The sequence below is a fragment of the uncultured Microbulbifer sp. genome, assembly GCF_947489355.1.
In the GTDB taxonomy this organism is placed as follows: domain Bacteria; phylum Pseudomonadota; class Gammaproteobacteria; order Pseudomonadales; family Cellvibrionaceae; genus Microbulbifer.
In genome coordinates, this window is sequence record NZ_CANLDD010000011.1 from 18,600 (window position 1) to 36,568 (window position 17,969).

Annotated in this window: 16 protein-coding genes; 10 read left to right on the forward strand and 6 right to left on the reverse strand. The window is 54.9% G+C overall.

From position 1 onward, the window contains the following. The first annotated feature begins 87 nt into the window (after positions 1–87). From Q1A48_RS07000 to Q1A48_RS07015, 4 genes are all read left to right on the forward strand, one after another. The gene (locus Q1A48_RS07000; protein WP_299942799.1) at positions 88–777 is read left to right on the forward strand and encodes a S24 family peptidase; all 690 of its coding nucleotides are present in this window, start codon (positions 88–90) and stop codon (positions 775–777) included. Positions 778–1,061: 284 nt separating this feature from the next. After that, positions 1,062–2,528, forward strand: coding sequence for a DNA-3-methyladenine glycosylase 2 (locus tag Q1A48_RS07005; RefSeq protein WP_299942801.1), 1,467 nt, complete (start codon positions 1,062–1,064; stop codon positions 2,526–2,528). Then, positions 2,525–3,019: a methylated-DNA--[protein]-cysteine S-methyltransferase gene (locus Q1A48_RS07010; protein ID WP_299942803.1), complete on the forward strand. Its 495-nt coding sequence runs from the start codon at positions 2,525–2,527 to the stop codon at positions 3,017–3,019. The genes Q1A48_RS07005 and Q1A48_RS07010 overlap by 4 nt, the downstream gene beginning before the upstream one ends. Positions 3,020–3,903: 884 nt before the next feature. Then, positions 3,904–4,629 (forward strand): SIMPL domain-containing protein, encoded by a 726-nt coding sequence (locus Q1A48_RS07015; protein WP_299942805.1) that lies wholly within the window; start codon positions 3,904–3,906, stop codon positions 4,627–4,629. 161 nt (positions 4,630–4,790) lie between these two features. On the opposite strand, the gene Q1A48_RS07020 is transcribed toward Q1A48_RS07015, so the two are convergent. Next, complete coding sequence (locus Q1A48_RS07020) at positions 4,791–5,423, reverse strand: hypothetical protein (RefSeq protein WP_299942807.1); 633 nt, start codon at positions 5,421–5,423, stop codon at positions 4,791–4,793. Positions 5,424–5,579: 156 nt separating this feature from the next. On the opposite strand from Q1A48_RS07020, the gene Q1A48_RS07025 reads away from it, so the two are divergent. Beyond that, positions 5,580–7,547: an alkyl sulfatase dimerization domain-containing protein gene (locus Q1A48_RS07025; protein WP_299942808.1), complete on the forward strand. Its 1,968-nt coding sequence runs from the start codon at positions 5,580–5,582 to the stop codon at positions 7,545–7,547. Positions 7,548–7,710: 163 nt separating this feature from the next. Here Q1A48_RS07025 and Q1A48_RS07030 read toward each other — a convergent pair whose 3' ends face one another. Next, entirely contained in the window at positions 7,711–8,565 is an 855-nt protein-coding gene (locus tag Q1A48_RS07030; protein ID WP_299942810.1) for a 3-keto-5-aminohexanoate cleavage protein, read from the reverse strand. Positions 8,566–8,778: 213 nt separating this feature from the next. Here Q1A48_RS07030 and Q1A48_RS07035 point away from each other — a divergent pair, with 213 nt between their 5' ends. Further along, positions 8,779–10,728 carry a S9 family peptidase gene (locus tag Q1A48_RS07035; protein ID WP_299942812.1) on the forward strand — a complete coding sequence of 650 codons (1,950 nt, stop codon included), beginning with the start codon at positions 8,779–8,781 and terminating at the stop codon, positions 10,726–10,728. Positions 10,729–10,827: 99 nt separating this feature from the next. Here Q1A48_RS07035 and greB read toward each other — a convergent pair whose 3' ends face one another. Beyond that, entirely contained in the window at positions 10,828–11,301 is a 474-nt protein-coding gene (gene greB / locus Q1A48_RS07040; RefSeq protein WP_299942814.1) for a transcription elongation factor GreB, read from the reverse strand. A gap of 517 nt (positions 11,302–11,818) precedes the next feature. Here greB and Q1A48_RS07045 point away from each other — a divergent pair. Then, positions 11,819–12,487, forward strand: coding sequence for a DNA-3-methyladenine glycosylase I (locus Q1A48_RS07045; protein WP_299942816.1), 669 nt, complete (start codon positions 11,819–11,821; stop codon positions 12,485–12,487). 151 nt (positions 12,488–12,638) lie between these two features. Here the strand turns inward: Q1A48_RS07045 and Q1A48_RS07050 are convergent, their stop codons facing one another. Together Q1A48_RS07050 and Q1A48_RS07055 are read right to left on the reverse strand one after the other, a co-directional pair. After that, entirely contained in the window at positions 12,639–13,028 is a 390-nt protein-coding gene (locus Q1A48_RS07050; protein WP_299942923.1) for a GNAT family N-acetyltransferase, read from the reverse strand. A 252-nt stretch (positions 13,029–13,280) separates the two neighbouring features. Next, positions 13,281–14,168, reverse strand: coding sequence for a patatin family protein (locus Q1A48_RS07055; protein WP_299942818.1), 888 nt, complete (start codon positions 14,166–14,168; stop codon positions 13,281–13,283). A 185-nt stretch (positions 14,169–14,353) separates the two neighbouring features. On the opposite strand from Q1A48_RS07055, the gene Q1A48_RS07060 reads away from it, so the two are divergent. From Q1A48_RS07060 to Q1A48_RS07070, 3 genes are all read left to right on the forward strand, one after another. Continuing rightward, positions 14,354–14,848: a PH domain-containing protein gene (locus Q1A48_RS07060; protein ID WP_299942820.1), complete on the forward strand. Its 495-nt coding sequence runs from the start codon at positions 14,354–14,356 to the stop codon at positions 14,846–14,848. A gap of 99 nt (positions 14,849–14,947) precedes the next feature. Beyond that, the gene (locus Q1A48_RS07065) at positions 14,948–15,667 is read left to right on the forward strand and encodes an alpha/beta hydrolase (protein WP_299942822.1); all 720 of its coding nucleotides are present in this window, start codon (positions 14,948–14,950) and stop codon (positions 15,665–15,667) included. 288 nt (positions 15,668–15,955) lie between these two features. Then, positions 15,956–16,414 carry a GNAT family N-acetyltransferase gene (locus Q1A48_RS07070; protein WP_299942823.1) on the forward strand — a complete coding sequence of 153 codons (459 nt, stop codon included), beginning with the start codon at positions 15,956–15,958 and terminating at the stop codon, positions 16,412–16,414. A 23-nt stretch (positions 16,415–16,437) separates the two neighbouring features. Here Q1A48_RS07070 and Q1A48_RS07075 read toward each other — a convergent pair whose 3' ends face one another. Further along, positions 16,438–17,946 carry a PepSY-associated TM helix domain-containing protein gene (locus Q1A48_RS07075; RefSeq protein ID WP_299942825.1) on the reverse strand — a complete coding sequence of 503 codons (1,509 nt, stop codon included), beginning with the start codon at positions 17,944–17,946 and terminating at the stop codon, positions 16,438–16,440. Between the last annotated feature and the right edge of the window lie 23 nt (positions 17,947–17,969).

Consider the following 17,969-nt stretch of genomic DNA (forward strand, 5'->3'; position numbering starts at 1 on the left):
CGAAGACCCCCATTTGAGGCTAAATTAGCCATATTGGGCTCGAATGTCAAGCCATACATGGTTAGCCATATATGGCAATATGCGGGAATGAAACATCAGCTGAGAAAACGGATCGCCGCCAGGCTCGACCAGGCCATGAGAAACAGCCCCAGCCTCTCCACCCAGGCGGCGCTAGGAAAGCGCAGCGGCGTTGGCCAGACCACCATCGGTCGCATACTGCGAGCCGAGGTCGATGCCCGCGCGGAAACTTTGGGGGCACTCGCCAAGGCTCTGGGAAAGTCCGTGGCATATTTCACCGACAGCGGCAAACCACCGCCGGGCAACCTCATCCAGGAAACCCCACTCACCTATACCAGCGATGCCACCGCCCGTGAAATCTGTCGTCGGGTACCACTGATTTCGCCAGTGAAAGCCGTTACCTGGGCAGAGGCTTTTGAGAGTGGCACTGCCTGGGCAGACGGAGAGCAGATTCCCACCACCACCCGCGTCGGCCCGCGCGCGTTTGCCCTCAAGGTTGAAGGGGACGCCATGACCGCACCCAATGGCCTCTCCATCCCGGAGGGGTACATCGTGGTCGTGGACCCGGACTGCGACTGCGAGAACGGCTCCATTGTGGCCGCCAGGCTGCCCGGCGACAAAAAAGTCACCCTGAAAAAGCTGGTTATCGATGGGCCCAATCAGTATTTGAAATCCCTCAATCCCGCCTATGTACCCATTCAAATGAACCGCAACGGCAAAATCATTGGCGTGGCCAAAAGTGTCCTGTTCGATCTGTAAGGACAGCCCCAGCCCCTGAACAAAGCCCTCGCCGCGGTCCCACGGACCCCGCAATATGGCGTCCGGGCGCTTGCTGCAGCAGATTCCACGCCGGTCCCCCGCACACAGGCTGGCATTTTTTCGCGACGCAGCCCCCCTACTCCACACGCCCGCCAGCCGTTGACAGGCCCAGCTTCATAAAATCCAACTCCCTGTGTGGGCATCGATGGCACCGTCAGTACCGTTTTTGACTAGTCCATACCCTGCCATCGCCATACACTGGGAGGCTGAAACGGGAGGGGTCGATGAAAATCGATACAGCAATTTGCACCAGAGCGCGCCTGGCGCGCGACCGGCGCTTCGACGGGCGCTTTTTCACCGCGGTAAAAACCACCGGGATTTTCTGCCGCCCCATCTGTCCGGCGCGGTCCCCACTGGAACGTAATGTCACCTATTTTGCCACCGCAGCGGAAGCGGCAAACGCCGGTTTCAGGCCCTGCCTGCGCTGCCGACCGGATTGCGCACCGGGCAGCCCGGCCTGGGGGCTGGTCTCCACCACGGTGCAGCGGGCGCTGAAGTTAATGCGCAGTGAGCGCGAACCCCAGTCCGTGGAAAGGCTCGCGGAACGCCTCGGTATCAGCAGCCGCTACCTGCGCCGTTTATTCGCCGAGCACCTGGGGGTGAGCCCCCTGGCGGTATGGCAGACTGAGCGCGCGCTGTTTGCCTTCCGGCTATTGCGCGACACCCCTCTGGCGATTGCCGAGATCGCCTTTGCCTCGGGCTTTAACAGCCTGCGCCGTTTTAATGGGGTATTTAAGCAGCTCTACCAACGCACCCCGTCTGAAGTACGCAGAGCGGGCAGTGCCGACGGAATGGCAAAGGGCGCACCTACACGGTTGCAGCTGTCTCTTGATTATCGCCCACCACTGCACTGGCCACAGATACTGGCCTTTCTCGGCGTCCGCGCCCTCGCTGGAGTGGAGCGGGTGGAAGATGGGATTTACCAGCGCAGTTTTGAACTCGACCGCTACCGCGGTGTACTGCGCGTGGCCCACGAGCCGGAGCATCACCGCCTGCTGGTGGAAATCAGCAGCCAGGGGGGCGCTACCGGTCTGTACCTGCTCAACCAGCGCCTGCGCCGCCTGTTTGACCTGGATGCGGACAGCGCTGCAATTGCAGCGGTGTTAAGCCGCGACCCCCTGCTGGCCCACCAGTTGGAAATGGCACCGGGCCTGCGCCTGCCCGGCGCCTGGGACCCCTTTGAGACTGCCCTGCGGGCGATTTTGGGGCAACAGATCAGCGTCGCCGCAGCCACCACCATCGCCGGGCGCCTTGTCGCCCGCTACGGGACCACTTTTGTGGATGACGCCGGCACAAAACACACCCTGTTTCCCACTGCAGAGCAACTGGCGCAGGCGGACTTTGCCGGCCTGGGCCTGACCCGCAGCCGCACAAAAACACTGCGTGGGTTTGTGGCGGCGACCCGCGATGGGCGCATCGATTTTACCCAGCCCTCCCTGGATTCCTGGTGTACGCAGGTAACTGCACTACCGGGCATCGGTGACTGGACAGCGCAGTATATTGCCATGCGCGGCCTGTCCATGCCCGACGCCTTTCCCGCTTCGGACCTGGGTATTTTGCAGGCGTTGGGCAGCGCCAATGAAAAAGCAACGCCCAAAGCGGCCCTGGCAAGGGCCGAGCACTGGCGACCCTGGCGCGCCTACGGCGCCCTGTTGCTGTGGCAGTCATTGAAATCGGGAGAGCCAAGATGATCCATTACCAGCGTTACACCACCGCACTGGGAGAAGTAGACATCGCCGCCGGCGAAGACGGTATTGTTGCACTGCAGTTTCACAACAAAGCACGCCCACTGTGCCTGGCTGCGGATTGGCAACCCGGTGCCACGGCATTGACCGACCGGGCCGCGCAACAGCTGCGGGAGTATCTGGCGGCAAAGCGACAGGACTTCCACCTGCCCCTGGCACCCCGCGGTACCGCATTCCAGCGCCGGGTATGGGAGGTACTGCTGGCAATTCCCTATGGTGAAACCCGCAGCTATACCCAGCAAGCACAGCATCTGGGGCAACCGCGCGCCATCCGCGCTGTAGCGCGCGCCAATGGCGCCAACCCTGTGGCGGTGGTGATTCCCTGTCACCGGGTGATCGGGGCCGATGGCAGTCTCACAGGCTATGCCGGCGGCCTGCCTCTGAAGGCACACCTGCTCACTCTGGAGGGAGCCCGGTTTGTAGCTCCGCTCCCCTAATCCGGGCTTTGCAACGCCCCGAGGTCACAGTATCCGTGATGACCGGCCTTCATGCTTTGGAGAATAGATTCAGAGGTCTTTGCCCAATTCACAGTTTTTGGTACTGTTCTGCCTGATGAGTTTGCTGGCCTCTATAGAACGCGCCTCCGGGAGAGGGAAACCAACCCTGTCAGTAGCACTGCCGGCCCAGTGGAGGGGATGGTTCTGAGGGGTTCCCCTGCTTCTGCTCATACCAGCCTTTCGATTTATTTTTCCCAAAGCCCGAGCCTTACAGCCATAACTGCATTGGCAATTTTCCCGACCGCCGTCGTTTGTCTTATCTGCTCTCGCATGATTGTACCAATTGGTATCTCTGGTTGTTGATTTGCACCTACAGGTGAATCTCAAGATAAGCATATTTAAAGCCAGATAATAGGGCAATTAGGACGATGAAATAGCTTTTGCTCTGGAGCTGGGGCTGACCTTATGCACATCCTTTGAGAATAGCTGTGATTCCACAAGCTGTATTGGCGCTATTGAAACAGTAACTACAAATTGAAATCCCTTGATTTCTATCGGTAATTCTGACGTCTTGGAAGACAGTTTTGTCAAAAGACACGGAGCGCTTTATACCACAGGGCATTCTTGCACACTTCAGAGTCAACTGCGTAGCCCAATATGCAAATCTTCTTGATTGCTTCGAGTTAAATTTGTTACAGGCCACTTCCATTCTCAGGATGCATGTCAGGGATAAAATATGTACCAAAGTCCAAGCTTTGAATGAGTGAGATATAGTGTTTCTGAAGGTTGGCCTCAAGTTTGCCTTGAAATAAAATTTGGACAATATTACAGTTTCGAACTACCGTCACCAATAATCTGGACAATTGATAAACACGGAATGCAGCATGAACAACAATAACAAAGCCAACATCATCTTTGCGGCATTTCTTTTGGCCACCGGGATCACTGCCGCAGGATATTTTGTCAGCCAGACCCTGTACAAATCAAAAATCGCCTTAAATACTGCTGAAGTCAAAGGACTTGCAGAGAGGCGCGTTGAAGCAGATACCGCCTATTGGTCAATACAATATACCGTGACCGGGGAAAGCAAAGCAGAAATTCCCGCATTGTATGACGATTCCAAAGCCGACCAGAGCAAAATTATCTCTTTACTGAAAAGCAATGGATTTACTGACCAGGAAATTCAGCCAGGCATAATAAACTACCTGAAAAAAGAATTCCGGAATGAAGACCAGAAACTGGTTGAAGAGGAACATCTACTGGTAGGTGAAATTACAGTCGAAACCCAAAAAGTCCGATTGGTGTCTGAGGTCAGGTCCAATTTAAATACACTCATCGCTCAAGGACTTGACATCAAAAATAATCCGCCAGCCTACCATTTTACCCAATTGAATAAAATCAAACCCGAGATGCTGAAAGAGGCAACCACAAATGCCAGGATCGCCGCAAATGAATTTGCCACAAACGCTGGCGTTGAGGTCGGTGGGATTAGGAGTGCACGACAGGGCGGGTTTGTTATACGGGACGTGGGTGAAAACTATGGTGATACCAGGAAAATAGAAAAGGATGTAAGGGTGGTAACCAATGTTACTTTTTTTCTTACTGACTAACTGAATGAGCTTAGGCAACTGTACTCACCCATGCGCGAGTACCATCCCGTCAGCTATTGATTCCAATCAGACCAATTTTAATGGGTATTGGTGTCATGCAATCGAGCCTGCTCTAAGGACCCTTATGATCATTGCGGTGTTTTAAGTCCCCGATGATTTCTTCAACTGAATGCCAACGTCTCTGACAATGGCTTTGAAAGACTTCTGTGTGCCTCCGAGAGGAAAGAGCAAGGTGGGGTTTCGATGGGTTGCCCAGTACGTGCGTAGTGCCTGCAGTGCCATCTTGGGCAGGAAGACGAAGCGGCCTTTCTTGCCTTTCGCATGGCGCACATGCAGAAGGCCTCGTTCGCTGTCGATATCGGCCACGCGAATGCTATGGGTTTCCCTAAGCGCAAACCCATGCTGAAGCAGGTGAGAATGAAGTTATGGTAACGCCGCTCGTGGGCACTGTTGATCAACCACTCCAGATCTTTGGCAATTAGCACATTGGGGAGGTTTTTCTCTTGAGGCGGTTTGATAATATCCACCCACTGCCAGCCGCGCTTAAGCACATGCTTGTAAAGAAGCTGCAGGCCATTACGATCCACCTTTACCGTTGACCAGAAGTGGGAGCTGATGAGGGACTCGGAATAACCCTTAAGCTGCTCTTGGGAGAGGGTGTAGGTTGGGTTGTCAAAATATTCGCTGGCGCGGCTGTAAAGGTCAATGGTCAATTCAGCTTTGCCCTGACGTTTGCGTACGCTAAGATATTTTCGGTACAGTGAATCGAGTCGTTTCTGCTGTGCTTTATTCATAAAGATATTCCTCTAGTTGTCGTGCGCTGGGGTGAGTACGTAGGGGAATTCTCTTTATGTTGGAGGAGTTAAATTTTGCCGCGTAGCGGCTTCATTCAACAATCAGATTGGAGTGTGTACAATTAACACTTCTCCAATAAAAGTGGGAGCGCACCTTTGAATACCCGCAACTGTTTTTTCGGTCTGGTTCTGTTTTTGCTAGGCGCCTGCCAGCGGGATACCGCAGGGGTTATTGATCAGGCCAGTGAGGCCAGCATCGCAACCCAGGAATACAACCAACAGTTTGCCCCTGAATTGGATTTGTCCTCCTCGGCAGAGTTTGAACAAGCCACACGGGGCCTGATTGCCGAAGCGCCCCTGGATAGTATTGAACACGATCAGGGGCGCATCCTTTGGGAACCATCCGCCTATGGTTTTATTCAGGGAAAAGCACCGGCAACCGTCAATCCGAGCCTTTGGCGACAGGCCGCCTTGAACAATATTCGCGGTTTGTTCAGAGTGACTGACGGCGTGTACCAACTGCGCGGGTTTGATCTGGCCAATATGACAATTATTGAGGGGGATACAGGCTGGATACTGGTTGACCCTTTAACCACAATCGAAACCGCCGGCAGCGCCTTGCGGTTTGCGCAAGCCCAGTTGGGAGACAAACCCATCACCGGCATTATTTTTACCCACAGCCATATCGACCATTTCGGCGGTGCAATGGGCGTGGTACCGCCTGCCGATCTTGAAATGGGCAATATCGTGGTTGTTGCGCCCGAAGGTTTTATGGAGGCGGCGACCAGTGAAAATATTGTCACCGGTCCAGCGATGACCCGGCGCGCCATGTTTATGTATGGAAAGCGACTGCCGCGCTCGGTGACCGGCCATATTGATTCAGGGCTTGGTAAAGAACCCATATTTGGCAGCACCAGTATTTTAACACCCACGATAACGATTGATCAGTTGAGACAGCATGAAACGATCGATGGCGTGGAATTTATTTTCCAGAATGCACCCGGCAGTGAAGCGCCTGCCGAACTTATGTTTTATCTGCCAGCCAAAAACGCCTTTTGCGGTGCTGAGGTGGTTTCAAGAACCCAGCACAATTTATATACTCTACGTGGCGCGAAGGTGCGCAATGCCTTAAGTTGGAGCAAGGCCATAGAAAATGCCCGAACCCAGTTTTCTCAGGCCGACATTTATTTTGGCAGTCACCACTGGCCAATCTGGGGCAGGGACCATATTCAGGCATTCTTAACCAAGCAGGCCGATCTTTACCGCTTTATTCACGATCAAACCCTGCGTTATGCCAACCAGGGCAGCACCCCAAAAGAAATTGCGGAAAAGATTCGTATCCCAAGCTCACTGTCTTCCGTCTTTTATAATCGCGGTTACTACGGTACCCTCAGCCACAACAGCAAGGCCGTGTACCAGTATTATTTTGGCTGGTATGACGGCAATCCTGCCAACCTGAATCCACTGCCCCCTTCACTGGCTGGCAGGAAATACCTGGAATATATGGGCGGCGCTGATGCTGTAGTAAAGAAAGCCAGGGATTCCTTTGCCAAAGGGGAGTATCGCTGGGTCGCGGAAGTGCTGAACCACGTCATCTTTGCCGAACCCTCACATGTAGAGGCAAAACAACTTCTGGCCGATGCTTATCAACAATTGGCCTATCAGGCAGAGTCCGCTCCCTGGCGGGATGCTTATCTGACAGCATCCCATGAATTACTGAACGGCCCCCCCAGGCAGGGGGTGAATATGAATGATGCGATCGAGCTATTGCGGGAGACCCCGGTTGAACACTTTATGCAGGCTTTGAGCGTCAGGCTGAAAGCCGAGGACGCCGAAGATCTGGAGTTGGTGATTGGTATCCATTTTACCGATATCGGCCAGACGTTTACCCTGCAGCTACGCAATTCAGTCTTACACTATCGCAGCGGTGAAATCCCTGCCGGGACCAATGCCCGGTTATCCATTACACATCCACTGTTTATTGATCTGCTGGTGGGCCGCGCTGGGCTCAGTGAGATACTGGGATCTGAAGATATTCGCCTTCAAGGCAGCAAACTGGATTTCTTGAAATTTATTTCCCTGTTTGATACACCCAAGGGAAACTTCCCTATTGTCGAGCCATAAAAGGGATTGTGATGACGACGAAAAGCCAGGATGCATCGATTAAACTTCCCAATACAGAGTGGCTGGCCAATAATCCAAACTGCTTATGGGCCAACGCCCCGAATGCCACAATAGTTCTATTTCAAGGACATGTATGGCTCGCAGAGGCCGGCACCGGAAATCGCTAACAAAAAATATCCCGGGCCCTTTGCGGGGATACTACCTTGCGCCCACACTCTTCTGCCACCGCTACCAGGGCTTCAATCAACTGGCCATTGCCGCTGGAACGATCCCCGCCCGGCAGATAAAACGTATCCTCAACCCCCGTGCGCAAATGTCCACCCAGTTCGGCCGTCTTGCGATGCACCGGCCAGATTTCGTCCCGTCCAATCACTGTACTTTGCCAAAGACTGCCGGGCTTCATATATTTGGGCATCAATGCCAATAGCTCAGGATCAGCGGGCATTCCTGAGGCCACCCCCATCACCAGGTTGTAATTGGGCTTGTCCACCATGCCCACATCCGCATACATGCCAACTGAGCGCACTATGCCCAGGTCGAAACACTCAAACTCCGGCCGTGTGCCCACTCCAGCACAAACCTCAAGCAGCTCCGCCACTTTGTCTACGGGGTTGTCGAACACCATCGGAGACCAGGCCCAAGTCCCGTTGGCGCGCACCTTCAGATAGTTGAGACTGCCGGCATTGCAAGCGGCGATCTCCGGTTTGCCGGCGCGCACACATGCCAGTGGACCGTGTTGGTCGCGCCCAATGGTACCGGTGGAAAAATTCAGAATAACGCCCGGACATTTTTCCCGAATCGCAGCGGCAATTTCCAGCGCTACTTGCGGGTCCCAACTGGGCAGGTGCCCTTTGCCGGGCTCCTGGTTGCGAAAGTGCACGTGCATAACCGAGGCCCCGGCATCATAGGCTTCACGGGCAGAGTTCGCCATTTCCTCCGGTGTTACCGGTACCGGATGTTGCTGAGGATTGGTGAGCACCCCGGTCAGGGCACAGGTAATAACCACTTCATCGGACATCGCGGCTCTCCTGAATGTTCTATTAAGGCCCTCTGGAAGGCCAATATCTCTAAACCGGTTCCAGCGAATGCGTACAGACAGGCCGGCAACAGAGACCAAGCGCTTGCTTGGGTACAGCAGCCTAGCACAGGGCAAGCGCCAGAAAAAGACACCTTGTAACCACGCTACCCGCCCTGCAGAATGCCCGAAAACCGCTAAGGAAGTGAAAGCCCAATGATTGAGGCCCCTGTGACGAAAACCGCCCCCTACGGCAGCTGGAAATCCGCAATCAGTGCCAAGCTCATTGCCAAAGCCAGCGTGCGTCTGTCGGAAACCAGTTTGTACAAGGGGCGCTATTACTGGCTGGAATCCCGCCCGGCCGAGCAGGGTCGCAATGTGCTGGTTGAATACTGCTCGCAACAGGGGCGGCGGGACCTGATTTCGGCCCCCTTGGGCATCCGCTCCAAAGCCCACGAGTATGGCGGCGGCAGCTATCTGGTGCAGAGAGATACCCTGTTTTTTGTGCTTGCCGAGGACCAGTGTCTCTACCGCATGCCGTTGAGCGGTGCCCAGCCCGAGGCCATTACCCCCAGGCGGGATTGCCGCTATGCGGACCTGGTGCTCGACGAAAAACGCAACCGCCTTATTTTTGTGGAGGAGGACCATTGCGACCGCAGTGAAGGTGTGGAAGCCCGTGCACGCATTGTCGCAATCGACCTGGACAAACCTCTGCCCCGCACACCAAGGGTTTTGCTGGAAGGGGCGGACTTTTACTCCAGCCCGGCCCTGAATGCCGAGGGCAACAAATTGAGTTTTCTGCGCTGGCACCACCCCGACCTCCCCTGGGATGCCACCGAGTTGTGTATTGCCGCAATGGACGATAAAGGGGAAATCAGCGAAGTCATGCAAGTTGCTGGTGGGGAAAACGAGTCGATTTTCCAGCCTCAGTGGTCACCAAAAGGGGAACTCTTCTATGTTTCAGATCGCAACAACTGGTGGAACCTCTACCGTCTGGGTTCCGACACGCCTCTGTGGGAAAAAAAAGCAGAGTTCGCCACACCCCAGTGGACGTTCGGCATGTCCACTTACGGCTTTATCGGTATCGAGGACATTCTTTGCACCTATACAGAGGCCGGCCGTTGGCACCTGGCGCAGATCAATACTCTGACCGGTGTGCATCAAACCATTCAACAACCCTATTGCGATATCGAAAGCCTGCGCTGCGAAAACGGCAAAGCTGTGATGATTGCCGCCGGCTCAGACCGGTTTCCCGCCGTAGTCGCGTTTAACCGCGCCAACCAAGCCCTCCGAGTGGTTGCCAAGAGTAACAGCCATGATTTACCAGCCAACCTCTTTTCCTGTGCCCGTGAAGTTGCCTTTACCGTGGATGGCCGGGCGGTATACGGCTTTTATTACCCACCACACAACCCGCAGTTTTGCGCTCCGGAGACTGAAAAGCCCCCGCTCATTGTCTTCAGCCACGGTGGCCCAACCGGCGCCACCTCTGCCGGTCTCAACTTAAAAGTACAGTACTGGACCAGCCGCGGCTTTGCCATTTTGGATGTCAATTACTCCGGCAGCACTGGCTACGGACGCAGGTATCGTGACCGCCTCGCACACAAGTGGGGGCTCTACGATGTGGAAGAGGTTTGCGCCGGAGCGCGCTATTTGGTTTCCCAGGGCCTGGCAGACCCGGAGCGGCTCTTGATCAAAGGCGGCAGTGCCGGCGGCTATACCGTGCTCGCCGCCCTGACTTTCCAAGATACCTTCAAAGCCGGCGCCAGCCACTATGGCATCGGCGAATTGAGCAGCCTGGCCAAGGACACCCACAAGTTTGAATCCCGCTATCTGGACAAACTGGTCGGCCCCTGGCCCGCAGCAGAAGCCGTTTACCGTGAACGCTCGCCGATCTACCACGTGGAAAAGTTGCGCTGTCCGGTGATCTTCTTTCAGGGTATAGAGGACAAGGTGGTACCGCCCAACCAGGCCGAAACCATGGCGCAGGCATTGAAGCTCCGCAGGATTCCGGTATCCCTGGTCACCTTTGCCAACGAGGGCCACGGTTTTCGCAGTGGAGACAGCATTGAGATGGCTCTGGAGGGGGAACTGGAATTTTACAGCCGTATTTTTGGCTTTCCACTGGCAGAACCCGGTCCAGGTATTGATATTGAGAATCTTGCTTAGATGCCCCCTGGCAATAAGGGAAATTGCATGACCGGGATGGGGACCTGTAGTTGCCTGGAAACCCAGTGGGTTTCCAGGCTGAAAGTCGTGCGTTGAAAGCTATTGTTTATACTCGATCAAATTGATAGACCAAATCTTGACCCCGGCATCTGTCACCACCTCGGCCTCATCACCCACCGCCTTGTTCAAAAGCGCCCTGGCCATGGGGGAGTCGACGGATATGTAGTCTTTACGGCTAAAGATCTCGTCATACCCCACGATGCGAAACTTCAGCACCGCACCCTCATCATCCTCTACCTCCACCCAGGCACCAAAGAAGACTTTGCCTTCCTGTTCGCGGCTGTACTCGACAACCTTGAGCGTCTCTATGCGCTTTCGCAGATAGCGGACACGACGATCAATCTCCCGCAGACGTTTTTTATTGTACTGATAGTCCGCATTCTCACTGCGATCTCCCAGGCTGGCGGCCCAGGTAACCCGCTTTGTGACATCGGGGCGTTCTACGCGCCAGAGCGCATCGAGTTCTTCTTTGAGCGCTTCATAGCCCTGCTTCGTTATTAGTAGCGTTTTCACTGAAAACCTGCATATTTAAATTTCTGAAGATTTCCCCGGCCACCCCTTCCAGATCAGAGACATACCCAGATACATTAATCACCCAATAACCAGGGGCCGCTGAATCAATAATAACCAGCGAGGAAAAGGGTAGCCTACCCGCTTCAATGAGGAAAGTGGTCAATTTTAGGGATCATTGCCCCAGGCTCTCACAGGAGCCTAAAACGGAATGCGCCCTACCCCGGATGGGGCAAGCCCTGCCTGAAAACCGCGCTGTCGCAACTGCCAGCCACTGCGACCCTCGAAAGAACCCGGGAAAGCGGCGACGGTACACTTTTTGACCCGGCACCCAAACAAACTGCCGGGCAGATGGAGCACAGGCTATTGCCGGCTCGAACCCAAAAGCCTGGCAAGCCTGCGCAGTTGTGCTGGGAATGCCAAGAATAATGATCAACCCAAGTATGCAATGCCTAATTTGTTGCCCAACCAGTTCCCCCTGTGAACAATAGGGGGGTTGAAGTAAAGGGAATGGATCTGTATGCGAAATTTCAACGATATTACAGCACCGGTGATCGACCGGTTTGGTGGTGAAGGCAATCTCGAAGCCAGGCTTGTCAAGCCCAAACTGCCACAATACCTAATGCTTATCCCAAACAGCCAGTGGCTATCTGCAGCCGCCAAAGCCGTATTTCAGGCGGGGTTCAGCTGGAACGTTATAGAGAAGAAATGGCCGGGCATTGAGCCGGTTTTTCACGGTTTTGATTTGTCTTTTTGTCGCTATCTGTCTGAGGAGGCCCTCGATAACCTGATGCACCAGAAGGGGATGGTACGGCATTGGAAAAAGACCCGATCCATTCAAAAAAATGCGGATTTCTTTTGGCACCTGTCCCACACCCATGGCAGCCTGGGAAACTACTTTGCCAGTTGGAATGCCGGTAACTATGTGCAAAACCTGAAACTACTGAGGAGGGGAGGCGACAGACTGGGGGGGAAAACTGCCCAGGTGTTTCTGCGCCGAATGGGGGTGGATACTCTGATTTTTGCCAGTGACACGGTACGGGCTTTGGTTCGGGAAGGCGTCGTGGAAAAGTCTCCCTCATCGAAAAAAGACTGGGCCGCCCTGCAGCAGGCGGTTGATATCTGGCAGGCGCAGTCCAACCGCAGCTTGAATGAAATCAGCCAGATCTTATCGTTTTCGGTGGGGTAGGCGCAGTGGTTTTCTTTTAAACCAGCCGTTTGACCAGCGCGCATAAAGACCCATTGAAACAACCTTAAGCAACCCAATAGGTTCCTGATCTTCTAGCAATAGCAGGGCAAAGGTGGGGTGAGAAAGTTTCAACTGTACGAAATACCCCGGATCAATCCTTTTTGATATTGATCCTTGCGCTGAGCACATGGTCCTCCCAGCAGCCATTAATCAACAAATAGCGTTTTGCAGTGCCTTCGATCGTAAAATCCAGGTTGCGCAAAAGTGCTGCGGAGCGATGGTTATCGGGCATGTAGTTAGCCATCACCCGGTTTAGTTTCAATACATCGAAGGCATAGGCCACTACATGGCCACACAGTGTTTTCATCACGCCCCGTCCCTCATAGTGTTGGTCTACCCCATAACCCATGTTGCACGCCTGAAACGGCCCCCGAATAATATTGGTCAGAGAGCAGACGGCAATAACCCTGGAAGCGCCCGGTAGAATACCCAGAAAGTGGATAGATCGCCCTTGCAGAAACTCACTCTGCCAAGCCTGCAGTCGCCGCTACCAGACCGGGATTGTGTGATATGCACCGCTTCTGGTGGGTTCCCACCGCCGCAGGTGATCCGCATTTCTGAGATAAAAATCAGACAGTGCTTCCCCATCACCCACCCCAGCCAATCGAATATCCACCAGTCCTACAAACACTACCTATCTCCAAGCGGCAAGGAGCCGTCAAACCAAGCGGATAACGCCGCTGCAGATCCGAATAGCAGAGTCCCTTGCCGGTTTATGCCATTTTTATTGGATTTACTCAGCTGCGGATACCGGGGGGTCTATTCCTATCGCGTCACGCAAGAATTTCCACCCCAGTGCCCTGCCACACGCATATCCTTTCTCCAGCAGATCGGCCTCCTGGGTAAAGCGTTTTACCGGAAAATGTTCCGGAGGCGCTATCACCGAGATGCGGCAATCTTCTGGGGGAGATTCAATGAAGTCCAGGGCCCGGTTGTATCTTCCCCCCCGATCCAGCACCGTTTCAAACAGGCGCGCGTGGTCATGGAAAAACTGCTTGATAAATTTTGGCGCGGGCCCGACTCGCTTCCGATATCCCCGTGGACGCGACAGCACAACGGTTATATCACGGGCACCTTGCCGGTAAGCCCAAATAACCGGGATAGAATCCGCCAGGCCCCCGTCAGTCATCGGTTCACCATTTACCGGGGGGAAATTCCGGTACACGACCGGAATAGCGCAGGATGCGGGAAACACCTCATGCATATTGTGCGGCGTTACGCGCACATAGCAGGCCCGGCCGCTGGCGATACTGGTAGTCACTGCATAAAGTGGCACCGCATTTTCTGTATAGCGCTGGATATTGAGGGGCTCATCCTTGTAAGAAGCGTGCCACAACCAGCTGATATCACAGAAGTGACCGCCCCGTAAATAACGGCGCCAGTCGATAAAATCCACCCGTCGCGCGTGATCCAACAAAATCCTGCGGCTGCGACCGTGGTCCCCCGCCAGGTAGCCAATCAGGTTGGTGGAGCCCGCGGAGACACCGATGGCAAAATCAAAGGGCCGGTAATCCGCCTCAATAAAGGCATCCAGCGCCCCGGCCGCAAAGATGCCCCGCATAGCACCCCCTTCCACCACCAGTGCGGAAAGAGGCGCCTTATCCATACCTGCAGTACTCATAGATTCACCACCACTATCACTGTGCATACTGTATTACGCCTCTGTAACCCCCTGTCCAGCCGGGAGGCAAGCAACACCGGCAACCCCCCCCACTCCCCGTGCCGTGACAGAATGCTTTTGCCAAGGGGGGTTGAACAACACTATGATTGCGATACCTAAGCCAGCCATCTTCCAAAAAAACCTCTATGCAATCCGCTGTTTTTCAAGCGCCCTGGAGCCGTCAGCTCAAATTGATCACTGCGCTGAGCACGGCTTTGCTACTGGCGATCCCCCTTATCCTGACGCTAAAAACTCCGGAATCTCCCTCCCCCCTCTATAGCATCGCCATTGCCCTGCCGCTCGCCATACTGCTGTTCTGCGCCCTGTTTGCCATCCGCGGCTACACTCTCCGGGACAACACCCTGCTGATTCTCCGTCCCGGTTGGAAAACCGCCATTCCCCTGGACGGTTTGACCGAAGCCCAGGCAAGTCCCTCCGCGATGCAAGGATCGGTGCGCATATTTGGCAATGGGGGACTGTTTGGCTATATCGGCCTCTTTCAGAACAAGACACTGGGGCGCTACAGGGCTTTTGCCACCAATCATGATACCGCCGTGGTACTGCGTTTTCGCACAAAAACCCTGGTAATCACCCCCGATAGGCCCGAGCAGATGGCGGAAGTACTTCGGCAATGCCGCTAGTCCTCTACCAGCCGGGTTGGGCTGCTCATTGGCGCGCTTGGCATTTTCCCGGGGGGACAGCATACTGCCCCTGAAACTCGCACAACTGAAAGGAAGCCGATGAAGAAAATGATTGTCGCCCTGGCGATTTCCTTGGGCACACTATCGGTGAGCGCCCATTCTGCCTGCGTGATTCTTTTGCATGGCCTGGCCAAGTCCGATGCCTCCATGACCAGATTGGAGCAGGCGATCAGTGCCGCAGGCTACAAAACCGTCAATGTGAACTATCCCTCCACAAAATTTCCCATTGAGGAGTTGGCCGGAAAAGCCATCACCCCGGCACTGGCTACCTGTGCCGATCAAGGCGAAGTCAATTTTGTCACCCACTCCTTGGGCGGGATTCTTGTCCGTCAGTACCTGAGTCAGGCGGGGATTGAAAACCTGAGCCGTGTGGTTATGCTGGGACCACCCAATAGCGGCAGTGAAGTGGTAGACAAACTCGGCCATTTCCCGGGCTTTCAGTTTGTCTTTGGCGATGCCGGCTTGCAGCTCGGCACCGGTGCCCTGAGTGTTCCCAACAAACTGGGGCGGGCAGAGTTCGATGTGGGCATCATCGCCGGCACCCGCAGTATCAACCTGATACTATCTCAGCTGATTCCAGACACAGATGACGGTAAAGTCTCGGTCTCCAGTACCAGGCTCGAGGGGATGAATGACCACCTGGAAATGCCGGTTACCCACGTATTTATGATGAAAGACAGAAGAGTCATTGCACAGGTTCTCCACTATCTGAAACACGGCAGTTTCGCCCGCAAGAACAATACCACAATTGCTGATTAATGCGATGTCCACCCTCTTCGACTGGCGCAAGCACCGCTTCGATTCAGGCAACGCAACCAGTCAATATTCATCCTTCCTTCGGCCAGAGCCGGAATCCCTGCTTGGGCCATGCAGGGAATTTTAAAATCCACCCTTGTACGTTTTGTGAAAGCCAGCATTCAGTTTGTCGACCAAAGCGTCCGGGGCTACGCGACCTGGTCCCGCCATGAGCGACAGAACGCTCAGCGCGGCCCACAGTTCCAGCGCGGCCTTTACACAAAACAACCCCAAAACTCAGGGTGAAACAAGATGCAGTGGCAATGGTGCAGCTTTAGTGAACTCTCAATCGACCAGCTCTATGAAATACTGCGGGCCCGCCAGCAGGTCTTTACCGTAGAACAGAACTGCCCCTACCAGGATGCCGATGGCAAAGACCAGTACGCCTGGCATCTGACCTGCTGGGACAGCAACCACAAGACCCCACAACTTATGGCCTACCTGCGCGTCTTGTTTCCGGGCAAGAAGTATCGCGAACCCGCCATCGGGCGGGTACTCACCACGGAATCCAGCCGCGCTGCCGGACTCGGCAAAGCACTGATGTGCCGGGCTGTCCAACATACTCTGGACGAGTATCCCAAAACGGCTATTCGTATTTCCGCTCAGGAGCACCTCAGCCGGTTTTATGCAGAGTTTGGTTTCGAGCAGGTATCTGCTCCCTACGAGGAGGACGGCATACCCCATATAGAAATGCTGCGCCCGGCACCCTGATCGATACCGGCCAGGCTAAATAACTAGCCGCTACTGACAGCACCACTGACTGAGGGGGCAGGGTTGCACTCGCGACGACGCACCCAGGTATACAGGCAGGAGGCAGCGATACCGGCTGCCGTTAGCAACCATACAGCGTTGGCCACCAGTGAGGCGCGCACAAAGGAATCCGCTCCAAAAATAGAGACATGCGTTATCACCGCCAGCAGGCAAGTGACAATAGTGGCCCCCCTGAGCAGCATGGACCACCCCGCCACTGTGCCAAAAAATGCAGCAACCACACTCAAAACAACTGTGGTTAACCAAAACACCTGCACCGCAGACACAGCAAAGACCAGGTAAGTCACTGCGCTTAAGGCGATGGCAAATGGTATTCCCCACACCTGGGCCATCCACACGCGCTCCAAGCGCACCGCAGGTGCGCCCCTCTGACGCTTGCGTATCAGCCAAATATTAATACCGGAAACCACCAGCACACACATGCCGACCCCCAGCAGGAAGTAGGCGATTTTCACCGGGAAGCCGGAAAAATGGCCGAAGTGCAAGCGGAAATTGGAAGCGTACACCTGCTTACCGGCCTCCCCGTCAGACCAGCCCTCCTTGTGCATTAACCGGCCCTGGGCGTTGAACCGATAACGCTCTCCCCACACCAGGCGCCCGGGAACCCGGGTGACAATCTCAACCATCTGCCCTTCGCGGCCAGGGTGAAATATGCGCAGACGATTCTGCTCATGGCCCGGTGCCAGCCGTGACATCTCCGCAAGAATCTTTTCAAAGTCTGGCAGCGGCACCTGCCCGGCATCTTGCGCTATCGCAGACTCCTCCCTATACAGCATCGCCTCCACCTTCTCCACATCGCCGCCGAAGAAAAGCCCCGCAATCGCAAAGGCCACCACCTGTGACAGACCGATAAAGGCTCCCGTGACAGCAATCGCCAGGTGGAAAGGTGCGGCCCAGACACCCAGGCGGTTGTGCAGGTCCACCTGCTGTAAGCGCCTGGAACCCGCCATACGAAAAGAGAAGGCATCCTTGAGGATTTTGGGATGTGCCAGCAAGCCGGACAGGATCAGCGCCGCCATCAACACACCGATCAACCCTACGAGTGGCACCCCCAGTACCACCGGCAGATTCAGGGCAAAGTGCAGATAGGTGAGAAAGTGGGTCCAATCGTGAAAGACTGTACCCTGCAGCGAGCCATCCTCTCCCAGATGCCGTTCAATTTTGCCAACACGCACAACCAATCTCGGCATATCCGAGTTGGGAATGGTAAAAGTGACTGAATTGAATTTTTCCCCCTGTGCGCTCGCCAGTGCGCTGACCTGCTCTGTGGCAGTTGCGTAAACAGCGGGTTTGACCTCCAGGGTTTCCAGCTCGGAAGCCTGCTCCCAGCGCTCAAATTCGTTGTAGAAAACCGCCAGGGTACCGCTGACACACACAATATACAGCAGTGTGGACAGGGTCAGGCCCAGAACCGAATGCCCGTCGGTCATATCGCGTACAAAGGCCGGTGAGGGTTTGAGGGAGAATTTCACGATACCTTCCTATTCCACAGCAC

Bases quoted from the DNA above. Each gene is read 5' to 3' on its own strand.
- Q1A48_RS07000 (WP_299942799.1), top strand. From the start codon at position 88: ATGAAACATCAGCTGAGAAAACGGATCGCCGCCAGGCTCGACCAGGCC.
- Q1A48_RS07005 (WP_299942801.1), top strand. From the start codon at position 1,062: ATGAAAATCGATACAGCAATTTGCACCAGAGCGCGCCTGGCGCGCGAC.
- Q1A48_RS07010 (WP_299942803.1), top strand. From the start codon at position 2,525: ATGATCCATTACCAGCGTTACACCACCGCACTGGGAGAAGTAGACATC.
- Q1A48_RS07015 (WP_299942805.1), top strand. From the start codon at position 3,904: ATGAACAACAATAACAAAGCCAACATCATCTTTGCGGCATTTCTTTTG.
- Q1A48_RS07020 (WP_299942807.1), bottom strand. From the start codon at position 5,423: ATGAATAAAGCACAGCAGAAACGACTCGATTCACTGTACCGAAAATAT.
- Q1A48_RS07030 (WP_299942810.1), bottom strand. From the start codon at position 8,565: ATGTCCGATGAAGTGGTTATTACCTGTGCCCTGACCGGGGTGCTCACC.
- Q1A48_RS07035 (WP_299942812.1), top strand. From the start codon at position 8,779: ATGATTGAGGCCCCTGTGACGAAAACCGCCCCCTACGGCAGCTGGAAA.
- Q1A48_RS07045 (WP_299942816.1), top strand. From the start codon at position 11,819: ATGCGAAATTTCAACGATATTACAGCACCGGTGATCGACCGGTTTGGT.
- Q1A48_RS07055 (WP_299942818.1), bottom strand. From the start codon at position 14,168: ATGAGTACTGCAGGTATGGATAAGGCGCCTCTTTCCGCACTGGTGGTG.
- Q1A48_RS07060 (WP_299942820.1), top strand. From the start codon at position 14,354: ATGCAATCCGCTGTTTTTCAAGCGCCCTGGAGCCGTCAGCTCAAATTG.
- Q1A48_RS07065 (WP_299942822.1), top strand. From the start codon at position 14,948: ATGAAGAAAATGATTGTCGCCCTGGCGATTTCCTTGGGCACACTATCG.
- Q1A48_RS07070 (WP_299942823.1), top strand. From the start codon at position 15,956: ATGCAGTGGCAATGGTGCAGCTTTAGTGAACTCTCAATCGACCAGCTC.